We start from the raw sequence: 12,012 nt of genomic DNA, 5'->3' as shown, positions 1-12,012 counted from the left end.
GGGAACGAGTGAACGAGCGCCAGCCGGAGCGAAACTCCGACGATGTCCTTGTGAACGAGGAACGAGTGAACGAGTACGACAAACTCTCGGGCATCCTCACCGAGATGGAGGGCGAGGCGAACCGCGTCTCGTGGGTCATCGCCGGTATCGGCATCAACGTCAACGTCGCGGCGGACGACCTACCGGACGGTGCGACGAGCGTCCAAGCGGAGGTCGGCGCGGTGAATCGACGGTTGTTTGTCCAGCGACTGCTGGAGGAGTTCGATGCACTTCGGAGCGACACCGACTCTATCCTTCCGGCGTGGTGCGAACTGTCGGCGACGCTCGGACAGCGAGTACGGGTCGAAACGCCTGACGGCGACGTGGTCGGTACTGCGGTCGATATCGTCATGCCGGGGGCGCTGGTGGTCGAGACCGAGGAGGAAACGGTGCGGATTCACGCGGGCGACTGCGAACACCTTCGCCCCGTGAACTGAGACTGTTCGGCCGGTTGCCGGACGATGTCGGTATCAAACGAGTTCCGTGATGATCTTCGATTCGATTTTCCGGAGGTGTTCACCGACCGTCCCCGCTGAGACGCCCGCTCGTTCCGCAAGGTCGTCGAGTGTCGCCCGCCGCGGTATTTCGTAATACCCCGCGTCGATTGCGAGTTCCAACAGTTCTCGCTGGCGGTCCGTCAGCAGCGACGCGAGTCGGCGCATATCAGGTCGATACTCGCCGATCCCTTCGAGCGAGATCGGAATCTCGTCGGGGATTTCCGCGACCGCTTCTCGGATCTTCTCGTCCGTCCCGAGCATGGTTATCCGAAGCCCACCCTGCTCGTTGTACTCCATCGGCCAGTCCACGACGATCTCGTGTCGGCGGAATATACCGAGGAGGTCGGTCATGAGGGTATTCGCTCGAAAATGGAGGTAGATGTGCCCCTCCGACGCCGCGGACCGCTCGACCGATAGCACGTCCGAGTCGGCCTCTAGTATCTCGGTTCCCCGTTCGAGGTCCCCACCGAGTTGGTACAGTCCGACGCCGGTTCCGTCATCCAAGAGGTTGATGTAGTGAATCGCGTCACCGTTCACCGTTAAGTCGGCGTGCTCGCCGCTCGAACAGCGTTCATCGTCGATTCGAGGAATGACGAACGTAATGTATCTCATCTGTCGATCCGCCCGTCGTGTTCGTAGTGTCCGGAACGACTGGTCTCGGCCGCACAGTACAGAGACGAGTTGACCGGGCTATATCGGTCACGGACGATGGCGCGTCGGAGTATGCCGCATGCGTATTTAAACGTGCCTCAGATGGATGGCGCTATTCGCATGCACCGGAGGAACCTCCATACCACCAGCGTATGCCGACCATGTTCGCTGAAAGAGCCAACACACACGACCTGGACAGGAGTAGCGATAGATCATGAACGCGAAATCAACCGTATCGACGGTCTTCGGCGGCATCGTAGCGCTTCTCGGGCTGTTGTGGATCGTTCAAGGTCTCGGAATCGTCCAGATCGATCCCATTCTGTGCGTGGCAGACTGTGAGCCGATCACCGGCGGATCAGTGCAGTGGACGATCGTCGGCGTTCTTGCCCTGTTCGTCGGTGTCGCCATCGTCCGATGGGGCCGAGACGTATGAGCGAGTGTTGATACTGATTCCTGGTAAGACGTTCTATCGACGGACCGAGTAAAACCCGTTTTCGTCGCGCTACTCCGGCGAGTCGAGAACTCAGCCGCTGGTGTGGACTTTCCCTGTCGCACTCACGTCCGGTGAGTCGACCTCCTGTCCGACGCGAACCGTGAGCACGGGCACGGTCGAAGCACGGACGACTCGCTCGGCGACGCTTCCGAGGAGGAGGCGGTCGATGCCGCCACGACCGTGGGTTCCCATCACGATGAGATCGAAATCGTCCAGTTCGGCGTAGCGGACGATTTCCTTGTTCGGTGGCCCTTCGAGCAGATGTGTCGTGAGCGAGACGTCGTACTCCCCCACGATACGGCGGGCGTCTTCGAGTGCTGACTCACCCTCTTCCTCCAGCATTCCCGAGACGCCTTCCCAGGACGTTTCCATCGGCAGGCTGGCGTACGTCGAGGAGTTGACGACGTACACCGCGTGGAGTTCCGCACCATGCGCCTCGGCTAGTTCAGCGGCGTGCGCGAGGACGCATCGCATTTCCTCCGAACCATCGGTCGGCACGAGAATTCGGTCGTACATGGGTGTGTTACCGAGTGTCACGACTCGTGTTGTCTTAACTCATTTGGTGGCGATCACCTTCGAATCGAAAGGAATTCCGGGGAATCACAGCAGAACGTCGATCACGTCGCTCGCCCCCGCCCGTCGGACGACCGACCGAACCACGTCCTTGTTTCCACAGAGGTTGTCGGAGTCGCCGTCGAGAACGAGTAGCTTCGCATCCCTCCCCGGTTCGAGGAGACCACAGTTCAGGCCCGCGATTCGCGCCCCGTTTTGGGTGGCCATCCGGAGTACTTCACGGGGAGAGATGTCCGTCAGTTTCTCCGTGAACTCCATCTCGCGGAACATCGACGGGCTGTTCAACATCACGTTGTCCGTCCCGAGTGCGACCGTCGTCCGGTCGAGCAGTTCCTTCATCGGCGGCAAGCCAACGCCCGTGACGAGGTTCGAGCGCGGGCAGACGGCGATGGGAACCTCGCTGTGTTCGATGCGGTCGAGATGGATCGGTTCGGGGTGGACGACGTGAACGAGGAAGTCTGGCGAGAGGTCGAGCGCCGGATTGAGGTCGCTCGAATCGGCCTCGCCCGCGTGAATACCGAAGGTTTTCCCCGCCCGGTCGGTCGCGGTGCGCTCACGGCCGAAATCGGCGTCGTTCGCGCCGCTCGCCCCGAACCCGTCCGCGGCTTCCATCGCATCGACCGTCTCTCGACCGAGAATGAACGGGTCGATGTCGAGGCCTTCGGCGGCTTCACGGAGGGCGAACACGCCCTCGACGCCACCCTCGCGGAATTCGAGGAACGACGCGGTCCCCGTCGATTGCATGAACTGGAGCGACCGCCGCATCGCATCGACCTTCTCGGCGCGGGACGTTTCCCGAAGGAGTCGGTGTTTGAGCCCGTCCGGCGGCGCGACGAGTTCCTCCAACGAGAGTCCGGCCCCGGCTTCCTTGGCAATGGAATCGCCGATGTGGGTGTGTGCGTTGACGAACGCCGGACACACGACCTTCGACGACGAGACGGACTCCTCTTCGATAGCGGTAATCGTCCCATCCTCGACGACCACGCGACCCTCGACGGGGTCGAAGTTCGGTCCGGAAAGGATGGTTCCCTCCACGAGCATACGTGGCGGTTGTCAGTAGCCGACCTTAAACGCCTCGTCGTCGGAAGTATTTCCCTTACTCCATCTACCCCTCCTACGCTTCCTACTTCCCCTATTCCACCGCTACTATTTCTCCTCGAAGTCCGTCAGCGTCGTCCGAACGCCGGTTCTAACGTCGCTGACGAGTGCACCGTCGGTTTCCAAGCCGAGGATTCGCTCCGCCGCGTGTCCGGCGGTCGCCGTCTCGTCCGCTGGCGTGTACACGCCGAGGCGCCACTGGTCGCGCTGGACCTGCTGCAGCGCCCGAACCAGCGTGGATTGCTGAGCGAGCGGTCGAACTTCGTTATTGACGACGACGCGCGACGACGATTCGGTCATCGCCGGTCGACTCGGCACGTCGAGGGTAACGTGTTCGGAATCGACGCCCGCACTCTCGGCGATTTCGTTCTCGTACCGACGAATCGTCTCGTGATCGGCATCGATAATTTCGTCGGGAACGTCTCCCATCTCCGCCCAGACGGCACGCTTGTAGAGGTCGCGGTCGGTGAGACGGCGAGCGAGTTCGGCGGTTTCCGGGTTCATGCGAAGCGCGACGATCAAGTCGTGGTCGTCCATGCGTCGTAGTTGCTCGGCGTCGATGTCCGGCGAGTCGAGCAGGCGCTCGCTCGCCCGCTGGAGCATCGACTTGCTGATTCGCGTAACGTGGTGGTTGTACACCGTCGGGTTCATCAGCGCACGGGCGACGAGCAGGCTCTCCGCCGTTTGGACGTTCCCCTCGGCGAGCACGAGCCTCCCGTCCGCGAACGTCAACTCGTGTGTCAGTCGCTCGTGGTCGATGGTGCCGTAGGGGACGCCGGTATGATGGGCGTCCCGGACGAGGTAGTCCATCCGGTCCACGTCGAGTTCCCCGGAGACGAGTTGTCCCAGTTCCCCTTCGCCCGCGATGAGTCCCGCGATGGTGGTCGGATCCAAGTCGTGGTCGCGGAGGATGTCGCCGACCGTCGAGTCCGTGAGCAGGTCGAGAACGTCGTCGTGATATTTCCCCGTGCGTCGGTGGATTAGCTCCTCGATGGTGTGGCTGAAGGGGGAGTGCCCAACGTCGTGGAGGAGTGCGGCCGCGCGAACGCGCTCCGCTTGTCTCCCCTCGATGCCGAGGTTTTCGAGCGCTTCGCAGGCGAGATGATAGACGCCGAGGCTGTGTTCGAATCGGGTGTGATTCGCGGATGGGTAGACGAGACGGGCGGTTCCGAGTTGCGTGATGTGTCGAAGTCGCTGGACTGCATGCGTGTCGAGCAACTCGTTCGCAACGCCGACGACTTGGATATGGTCGTGGACGCTGTCCTTGATGGTCTTCATTGTCGGAACGTTGTCCCGTCACGGTATAAAAACTGAAGGACGAGGCTTTATATCCTCTCTCGCAGGAAACGAACCATGGTCACGTTTCTCTCAGGGGGGACGGGCACCCCCAAACTGTTGGAGGGCGCGGAAGGGGTCTTTTCGCCCGCCGAGACGACGGTTATCGGTAACACCGGTGACGACGTCGAACTCGGTGGCCTCCTCGTCTGTCCCGACATCGACACGGTGTTGTTCCAGCAAGGGGGCGTGCTGAACCGCGAGACGTGGTGGGGAATCGCCGACGACACGACGGCAACACACGACGAACTCCATCGCCTCGCCGAATCGGCTGACCTCTCCACTGGCCCGCGATACCTTCCCGACGAGCGCCAGACTGCCGGGCGGAGAATCGCCCGATGGCGGCGCTTTTCCGGCGTCGCGGAGTTCATGCTCCTCGGCGATCACGATAGGGCAGTGCACGTCACTCGGACGGGACTGCTGGACGAAGGCAACACACTCACCGAGACGACGCGAACGTTGGCGGACGCGTTCGACTCCCCGCTCGACGTCGTCCCGATGAGCGACGACCCGGTCGCGAGCATCATTCACACGCCTGAGGGCGAGATGCACTTTCAGGAGTTCTGGGTCGCACATGGCGGCGAACCCGACGTCACGGACGTCGAGTTCAGGGGTGCGGAAGACGCGGAACCAGCACCTGCCGTGCTTTCGGCGCTGACCGACGGACCGGTCGTCATCGGCCCGTCGAATCCGGTGACGAGCATCGGTCCGATGCTCGCGATGGACGCGTTCCGCGAGGCGCTCGCATCGACCACCGTGGTCGCCGTGTCACCGTTCGTGGAAGATCAGGTTTTCTCCGGGCCCGCGGAAAAACTGATGGACGCGGTCGGTTACCAACCGAGCACGGCGGGCGTGGCGGAGGCGTACCCCTTCGCCGACGCGTTCGTGCTGGACGACGAGGACCGGACGGAACTCGACCGTCCGACGATCCGGACCGACACGAAGATGGACGACGAAAGTGACGCGGCGCGCGTCGTTCATGCCGTGCAGGACGCACTGGAGGTGGCGTGATGGTCGAACCGTTCGAACCACGGGTCGCGCTCGCCAGCCTCAGCGGGGAAGCAAACGCCGAATGGGCGCGAAACGCCGCTGATCACGCAGGGGCGGCATTTCTGGGCGGAATCGCGCTGGACGAAAAAACGCGAGCGGCGGCCCGGAAGTTGGTCGCGCGCGAACGAACCGAATTCCTGCCGGACGACCCCGTCGCGTTCGTGGACGGGCAACTCGCCGCGCTTTCCGATTCCCCGATTCTCCCCGGAATCAACGTCCGTTCCGCGACGCTCCCCCCGATTCGAGCGATGGGTGACGTCTGCCACCGCCACGGCGCGATACTGGAGCTCAACGCACACTGCCGACAGGAGGAGATGTGTGCGGCCGGTGCCGGACAGTCGCTCCTTCGGGACCCGGACCGCCTCGCCGAGCAAGTTCGTGTCACGGCCGAAACGGGTGCCGCCGTGAGCGTCAAGGTCAGAGCCGAGGTGCCCGGCGTGAACCTTCCCGAGGTCGCTCGCAAAGCGGTGGATGCGGGCGCGGACATCGTCCACCTGGACGCGATGGACTCTGAGCAGATGGTGCAGGAGGTGGCCGAGGCCACGGACTGTTTCCTCGTGGCCAACAACGGCGTCCGCGACGAGGCGACGGTCGAGGAGTATCTGGAGTACGGCGCGGACGCGGTCAGCGTCGGACGGCCGAGTGACCGGCCCGAGGTGCTCTCCCGCGTTCGCCGTGCGACGGACGCGTGGTTCACGGAGGTGGTGGCATGACGCCAGCGGAACACGCGCAACTCGCGCTGTTGCTGGAAGTCGCCGGAACGCCGAAACCCGGCAACGTGGACAGGGAGCGCGATTCCCCCGATTTACGGTTCGAGCATTTCCTCGCCGGAGCGGTCGGTTCCGGCGCGGGACTCCGAGCGGCCGAGGCGGATGCACCGGTCGGTGAAGCCTTCGAAGAAGCCGTCGCCGGGATGAGCCAGCAGCAGGGTGGCAACACCCAGTTCGGTGCGCTGTTGTTGCTGGTTCCGTTGGTGAAGGCCGACGACCGCTCGCCGGAGGGCGTCACGGAGGTCGTCGAAGCGACGACCGTGGAGGATGCGGCGGGATTCTACCGCGCGTTCGAACACGTCGATGTGGCGGTTTCGGACCCGCCGGAAGGAACGGACGAGTTCGACGTTCGACGGGGAAGCGACGCGATTCTCGCACTGGAAGAAGCCGGACTCACACTGTACGACGTGATGGAACTCGGCGCAGACGAGGATGGAATCGCCCACGAGTGGACACACGGCTTCGAGCGAACCTTCACCGTGGCCGAACGCATCGAGGAACTCGACGGCGGGATTTCGGCCCGCGCGGCGCAGGTGTATCTCGAACAACTGGCTCACGAACCGGACACCTTCGTGGCGAAACGACACGGCAAGAAAACGGCCGAAAGCGTGCTCGTTCGGGCACAGGAGGCCCTCCAGGAAGCGCGCGAGGGCAACCCGGAACTCGTGACGGCGTTCGCCGAATCACTGGTGGATGACGGAATCAACCCCGGAACGACCGCGGACATCGTCGCTGGCGGCCTGTTCGTCGCGCTGGAGCGGGGCGTTTCTCCGTGACCGGGACGAGGACGAGTTGGCCGGTCGAACTTCGCGGCGTGACCGAGTCCGTCGTCACGACGCTCGGGCCGAACGACCTGTGGAACGTGGCGGTTCTCGGCCTTCATTCCACCAACCCTGTAACCGCTCGCACGTGGGGCAACACCAGAACCCGGCGGAACTTCCACCGACAGGGCGGCGGCGTCGTCCAGTTCACCCGCGACCCCGTGGACTTCGTGGAGGCCGCGCTGTCGATCCGGGAGGAAACGGAACCGGTGCTCGACTCCGCGGACGCGTGGGTCGAAATCGAGGCGGAGCAGGTCGATTCCGGGGAGACCGACGGAACTCGCTGGGAGGAGTGGCAACTGACGCCCGTCGATTCGGAAGTTCGGGAACGGCGGGTTCCGTCCACGAACCGGGGTTTCGCGGCCATCGTGGAGGCGACCGTGGCGGCATCCCGGTTGGACGTGGACGGCTACGATACAGCGGAACTCCGGGGTCGGTTGGAGTATTTCGAGGAGGTCACGCGGACCTGTGGCGGCGAGCGCGAACAAGCCGCGTTCGACCGGATTCGGGAACTAGTCGAGTGGTAAGCGCGGTTCGTCATTTATTTTCGATCGTTCTATCGTTCGACAGTCCGGGGTGATTTCAAAAGAGGTATCACTCACGCTCGCACTACCCGCCGAGTATGAAGCCTCGGTTCGTGGGTCGCCTTTCGCTCGCCGACGCGGTGACGGTTTCGAACGCCGCGCTCGGCTTTCTGGCGATTTCGCTCGCGGCCACGAACCCGCGACTGGCGGCGCGCCTCGTCCTACTGGGGGCGGTGGCGGACGGGTTGGACGGCGTGCTCGCCCGTCGCTATGGGAGTTCGGCGGCCGGGCCGTATCTGGATTCGTTGGCCGACGTCGCGTCGTTCTCGGTCGCCCCGGCGGTGTTGGTCGTCGCCGTCGTGCGCGAGACGTGGGGATTCGACACGCTTCGCGTGGGAGTCGCGATGCTCGCCGGGGCGCTGTTCGTCGCCATGGCGATCGTCAGACTCGGGTTGTACACGGCCTACGACACCGACGACGACGTGACGGAGGGGATTCCGACGACGCTTGCGTCCGTCATCCTCGCGGCTGGCGTCCTCGCAGGGTTCACCGACCCCACCGTCCTCGTCGCGCTCACCGTCGTCCTCTCCGGGTTGATGGTCTCGACGATCACGTATCCCGACCTGCTGGCGCGTGATGCGCTCATCATGGGCGTCGTCCATACGCTCGCGGTCCTCATCCCCAACTTCAAAGGACGAACGTTCCCGTACGCGCTGTTGTCGCTTGCACTGGCGTATCTCGTCCTCTCGCCGGGGTTCTACTGGCGGGAGACGGAAGGAAAACCGACGCCTGCGAAGACGACAGAAGGGAAACGCTCTTGATGGCTACAGGCCGAATTTTTCGCATATGAGTAAAACGGCACAGCCGGGGGGGGACGCATGAGCGACGATGGTGCCGAGGAAACGCAGGATGCCGATTCCGAGGACGAAATTCAAGCCGAGGAGCAACGGGAATCCGAAGTCGAGGAATCCGAGGAAGAATCCGAGGCCGAAGTGGAGTCCGAGGAAGAATCCGAGGACGAGGAAACGCCAGAGGAGACGGCGGAATCCATCGAAACCCGACTCGAAAGCGCGGAAGCGGATCTGGAGGACGCCGAGACGGAAGCCGACCTCGACGTCGTCGAAGACGAACTCGACGACGTCGAGGAGGAACTCGAAGCGGCGGACCTCCCCGAACCGAACGAAGAGGGCGAAGAGGAAGACGAGTACGTAGAGGACCCGCGCGAGGAACTGGAAATGTTCCTCGCGGACCTTCGTGACGAACTGGAGGATCAGCGCGGCCCGTACGCCGAGGACGTCATCAGCGACGTCGAGGACGCTATTTCGACCGTCGAGGACACCCGCTGGACGGCCGACGGGAGCGCGGAACTCGTGGAGGTCATCGAGTCGTTCGTCGATACGGTACAGGAGGCGATCGGAACGGATTTCAGCGTTACCCTCACCCGTAATTCGGACGACCTCGCGGAAGTGCTCGGAGACACAGCGAGCGCCGTCGAGGAGGCGGAACTCGATCCGGACGAGGACGCGGAAACCATCGATACGCTTCTCGATGCGACCGACGAACTGCAGTCGGGCATCGACGACGCCGAGGAATGGAGCGACCTGAGCACCCGTGAGCAACTCAGGCGCGAAGGCTACTACGACGTTCTCAACTATCGCAAGGACTACCCGCCGGAGTGGCACGCGCTCAAAATTTGGGAGAAACGCGACCGCGTCGACATGGTGCTCCTCGCGCTCGATTCCTTGCAGTCGAACTACATGGAACGACACTGCCTCGAAGCGCTCGAACGGATGGGCAACGAGGAAGCCGTCGATCCCATGCTCCAGCGCGCCGGTCGTCGTGACAAGGACGCCATCCGTATCCTCGGGAAAATCGGCAGCGACGAGGCCATCGATTCGATCATCGAGTACGTCGACGCCGACCCAGGAATGGCGAAGACCGTCATCAAAGCCCTCGGCGAGATCGGCAGCGACGAAGTCACACAGGACGTCGCGGATCAACTCGTGGTCGAAGACGAGGAAGTTCGAAGCTACGCCGCTCGTTCACTCGGTCTCATCGGCGATACACGTGCGATCAAACCGCTCTCGGAGACGCTGGCGGACGACGAGTCCGATTCGGTTCGTGCCAGTGCTGCGTGGGCGCTGAACCAGATCGGCACGGAAACGGCGCTCGACGCGGTCCGGGAGTACTCAGACGACCGGGCCTACATCGTCCAGAGCGAAGCCGAGAAGGCGCTGTAGTCTGCCGGTAAGCACTGCTTACTCCCGAGTAATCGGTCAATAACAAAGACCATCGATGTCCCTTCTCTTCCCGAGAGGTCAAAATGGCGACCGAATCCGCGCCACTCGGGATGTGTCCGAACTGCGGAAGCGACATCACTAGAGGTTATCTTCTCATCGAATACGACACCGAAGAGGGCTCGGAGCGCTTCGCCGAATGCCCCGACTGCCGCGAAATCGTTCACCCAGTTCACTGAGCGAGGAACGTCGCAAAGAATTCGAGCGCGAACGCGAGTGCGATACAGAACGCGCCGACGCGGCCGACCCACGTATACTGTCTCACTTCCATCGGCGACATGTCGATGGTGTAATCGTTGTAATCCGGGTCGTACTCGATGTAGTCCGGAATCTGGAAGAACTCGAAGAAGACGAGAACGGCACCTAGAGCACCGAGAGCATAGCCCGCCAATTCGAGTATAATCGGAACGTCCATCATATAGACAAGGCGAAGGTGGTGGACAAAAATCCACCGTTCCGAGCGTTTATATCAGAGGACGAAACCACTCCTCCCCGTGTTCGCCAGAGTCGCGCTCGCCGTCCTCCTGGTGCTCGCTCTCCTGCCAGCTTCAGCAACGGGTGTTGCGACGACCACCACGGCAACCGGCACGACGAGTACGACGACTACCTCCGGAACAAACACCACCTCCGAAGCTTCGACCCCATCCGGAACGACGACCCACTCATCAGCCTCGCCGCACATCGTCGCCGTGTACCCAAACCCGGTGGCGATGGACGACGCCGGGGAGTTCGTCGTCGTTACCTTCCCACGAAAGACGACCCTCTCGACGTGGACGCTGTCGGACGAGCAATCGACGTCCACCTTATCGAACCGAACCGTTTCGGGAACGGTCGCGTTCTCCACCGCACCGAATCGCACCGAGAATCTCACGTCCTTTCGCGTCCTCCCGCTCGAAAACCTCTCCCTCGCGAATTCGGGCGAAACGGTGACGCTGGGGCGAACGACCGGCAGAGATTCGAAAACGGACGTGGATTCGGCCACCTACGTCGATGCGCCGGAGTCGGAGTGCTGGCGGCCGACCACGCAGTCGTGGCGGCCGTTGGGCGCGACGAACTTCACGGTTACCCGTTCCGACGCCACGACCGCTCGCGTGTTCGTGCTTCCGGACGACCCGAACGTTCCCGTCGAAACGCTCCGTTCGGCCAAACGACGGCTCCTCCTCGCGGGCTACTCGTTCACTTCACGACGAATCTCGAACCTCCTCATCGCAGCGGAAGATCGAGGCGTGAGGGTTCACGTTCTCGTGGACGACGCCCCCGTGGGCGGTATTTCCACTCGGGAAGCGGCGGTGCTCGATAGACTCACGAACCACGGCGTCACCGTCGATGTCATCGGCGGAGAACGGGGGCGCTATGACTTCCACCACGCGAAGTATGCCATCGCCGACGACGAGGCCATTGTGATGACCGAGAACTGGAAACCCGCCGGTGTCGGTGGGCATTCCAGCCGTGGGTGGGGAGCGGTCGTTGATGGGAAGGTCGTAACACGTCTCGAAGCGATATTCGACGCCGATACGTCGTGGTACGACACGACGCCGTGGCAGTCGTTCAGGAAGGGGCGGTCGTTCAATCCGACATCAACCGCGAACGGGACCTACCCGACGAAATTTCCGGCGAAGCGTGTCCCCATCGACGCCGTGAGCGTGCTCGCCGCGCCGGACGACGCGGAAAGTGGTGTTCTCTCGTTGCTCCGCTCCGCGAACGATTCCATCGACGTCCAACAGATGACCGTCGGGAGTATCCACCAGCCGTTCATTCGGGCAACGCTCGCCGCGGCGCGACGGGGTGTGACGGTCCGAGTGCTCCTCAGCAACGCGTGGTACGTCCACGACGACAACCAGCGGGTCGTACGCTGGTTGAACGA

The 12,012-nt window shown here is 62.9% G+C and carries 14 protein-coding genes; 9 read left to right on the top strand and 5 right to left on the bottom strand.

Features of this window, described 5'->3' with window-relative positions:
* On the top strand, window positions 1-476 hold a 476-nt coding region (locus WBV42_RS01600; protein ID WP_423984484.1), incomplete at its 5' end, for a biotin--[acetyl-CoA-carboxylase] ligase.
* A 33-nt stretch (window positions 477-509) separates the two neighbouring features.
* On the opposite strand, the gene WBV42_RS01595 is transcribed toward WBV42_RS01600, so the two are convergent.
* Entirely contained in the window at window positions 510-1,148 is a 639-nt protein-coding gene (locus WBV42_RS01595; protein ID WP_423984483.1) for a helix-turn-helix domain-containing protein, read from the bottom strand.
* A 253-nt stretch (window positions 1,149-1,401) separates the two neighbouring features.
* Between WBV42_RS01595 and WBV42_RS01590 the strand changes: the two genes are divergently transcribed.
* Complete coding sequence (locus tag WBV42_RS01590) at window positions 1,402-1,620, top strand: hypothetical protein (protein ID WP_423984482.1); 219 nt, start codon at window positions 1,402-1,404, stop codon at window positions 1,618-1,620.
* A 90-nt stretch (window positions 1,621-1,710) separates the two neighbouring features.
* On the opposite strand, the gene WBV42_RS01585 is transcribed toward WBV42_RS01590, so the two are convergent.
* From WBV42_RS01585 to WBV42_RS01575, 3 genes are all read right to left on the bottom strand, one after another.
* The gene (locus tag WBV42_RS01585) at window positions 1,711-2,196 is read right to left on the bottom strand and encodes a universal stress protein (protein ID WP_253226084.1); all 486 of its coding nucleotides are present in this window, start codon (window positions 2,194-2,196) and stop codon (window positions 1,711-1,713) included.
* 84 nt (window positions 2,197-2,280) lie between these two features.
* Window positions 2,281-3,294 carry an amidohydrolase family protein gene (locus tag WBV42_RS01580; RefSeq protein ID WP_423984481.1) on the bottom strand — a complete coding sequence of 338 codons (1,014 nt, stop codon included), beginning with the start codon at window positions 3,292-3,294 and terminating at the stop codon, window positions 2,281-2,283.
* 105 nt (window positions 3,295-3,399) lie between these two features.
* A complete protein-coding gene (locus WBV42_RS01575) occupies window positions 3,400-4,629 on the bottom strand; it encodes an HD domain-containing protein (protein WP_423984480.1) in 1,230 nt (409 codons plus the stop codon).
* A gap of 75 nt (window positions 4,630-4,704) precedes the next feature.
* Between WBV42_RS01575 and cofD the strand changes: the two genes are divergently transcribed.
* The 6 genes from cofD to WBV42_RS01545 all read left to right on the top strand — a co-directional run bounded on the left by cofD (window position 4,705) and on the right by WBV42_RS01545 (window position 10,091).
* Window positions 4,705-5,697 carry a 2-phospho-L-lactate transferase gene (cofD, locus tag WBV42_RS01570; protein ID WP_423984479.1) on the top strand — a complete coding sequence of 331 codons (993 nt, stop codon included), beginning with the start codon at window positions 4,705-4,707 and terminating at the stop codon, window positions 5,695-5,697.
* A complete protein-coding gene (locus WBV42_RS01565) occupies window positions 5,697-6,449 on the top strand; it encodes a tRNA-dihydrouridine synthase (protein WP_423984478.1) in 753 nt (250 codons plus the stop codon). The genes cofD and WBV42_RS01565 overlap by 1 nt, the downstream gene beginning before the upstream one ends.
* On the top strand, window positions 6,446-7,282 hold the full coding sequence (locus tag WBV42_RS01560; protein ID WP_423984477.1) for a triphosphoribosyl-dephospho-CoA synthase: 837 nt from the start codon (window positions 6,446-6,448) through the stop codon (window positions 7,280-7,282). The genes WBV42_RS01565 and WBV42_RS01560 overlap by 4 nt, the downstream gene beginning before the upstream one ends.
* Window positions 7,279-7,854, top strand: coding sequence for a DUF447 domain-containing protein (locus tag WBV42_RS01555; protein WP_423984476.1), 576 nt, complete (start codon window positions 7,279-7,281; stop codon window positions 7,852-7,854). Before WBV42_RS01560 ends, WBV42_RS01555 begins: the two co-directional genes overlap by 4 nt.
* 95 nt (window positions 7,855-7,949) lie before the next feature.
* Window positions 7,950-8,672 (top strand): protein sorting system archaetidylserine synthase, encoded by a 723-nt coding sequence (locus WBV42_RS01550; protein ID WP_423984475.1) that lies wholly within the window; start codon window positions 7,950-7,952, stop codon window positions 8,670-8,672.
* Between the two features lie 57 nt (window positions 8,673-8,729).
* Window positions 8,730-10,091, top strand: coding sequence for a HEAT repeat domain-containing protein (locus WBV42_RS01545; protein ID WP_423984474.1), 1,362 nt, complete (start codon window positions 8,730-8,732; stop codon window positions 10,089-10,091).
* Between the two features lie 229 nt (window positions 10,092-10,320).
* Here the strand turns inward: WBV42_RS01545 and WBV42_RS01540 are convergent, their stop codons facing one another.
* Window positions 10,321-10,563 (bottom strand): hypothetical protein, encoded by a 243-nt coding sequence (locus WBV42_RS01540; protein WP_253226075.1) that lies wholly within the window; start codon window positions 10,561-10,563, stop codon window positions 10,321-10,323.
* Window positions 10,564-10,642: 79 nt separating this feature from the next.
* Here WBV42_RS01540 and WBV42_RS01535 point away from each other — a divergent pair.
* Window positions 10,643-12,012, top strand: a 1,370-nt coding sequence (locus tag WBV42_RS01535) for a phospholipase D-like domain-containing protein (protein WP_423984473.1), incomplete at its 3' end; no start/stop codon positions are given.

Origin of the sequence: Haladaptatus sp. (assembly GCF_049589095.1) — an archaeon.
Taxonomy (GTDB): domain Archaea; phylum Halobacteriota; class Halobacteria; order Halobacteriales; family Haladaptataceae; genus Haladaptatus.
This window is presented reverse-complemented; position numbering and strand designations above follow the sequence as displayed.

Coding starts and splice junctions, on each gene's coding strand:
- WBV42_RS01580 (WP_423984481.1), bottom strand. CDS start 3,294: ATGCTCGTGGAGGGAACCATCCTTTCCGGACCGAACTTCGACCCCGTC.
- WBV42_RS01550 (WP_423984475.1), top strand. CDS start 7,950: ATGAAGCCTCGGTTCGTGGGTCGCCTTTCGCTCGCCGACGCGGTGACG.
- WBV42_RS01585 (WP_253226084.1), bottom strand. CDS start 2,196: ATGTACGACCGAATTCTCGTGCCGACCGATGGTTCGGAGGAAATGCGA.
- WBV42_RS01590 (WP_423984482.1), top strand. CDS start 1,402: ATGAACGCGAAATCAACCGTATCGACGGTCTTCGGCGGCATCGTAGCG.
- WBV42_RS01545 (WP_423984474.1), top strand. CDS start 8,730: ATGAGCGACGATGGTGCCGAGGAAACGCAGGATGCCGATTCCGAGGAC.
- WBV42_RS01540 (WP_253226075.1), bottom strand. CDS start 10,563: ATGGACGTTCCGATTATACTCGAATTGGCGGGCTATGCTCTCGGTGCT.
- WBV42_RS01560 (WP_423984477.1), top strand. CDS start 6,446: ATGACGCCAGCGGAACACGCGCAACTCGCGCTGTTGCTGGAAGTCGCC.
- WBV42_RS01595 (WP_423984483.1), bottom strand. CDS start 1,148: ATGAGATACATTACGTTCGTCATTCCTCGAATCGACGATGAACGCTGT.
- cofD (WP_423984479.1), top strand. CDS start 4,705: ATGGTCACGTTTCTCTCAGGGGGGACGGGCACCCCCAAACTGTTGGAG.
- WBV42_RS01575 (WP_423984480.1), bottom strand. CDS start 4,629: ATGAAGACCATCAAGGACAGCGTCCACGACCATATCCAAGTCGTCGGC.
- WBV42_RS01565 (WP_423984478.1), top strand. CDS start 5,697: ATGGTCGAACCGTTCGAACCACGGGTCGCGCTCGCCAGCCTCAGCGGG.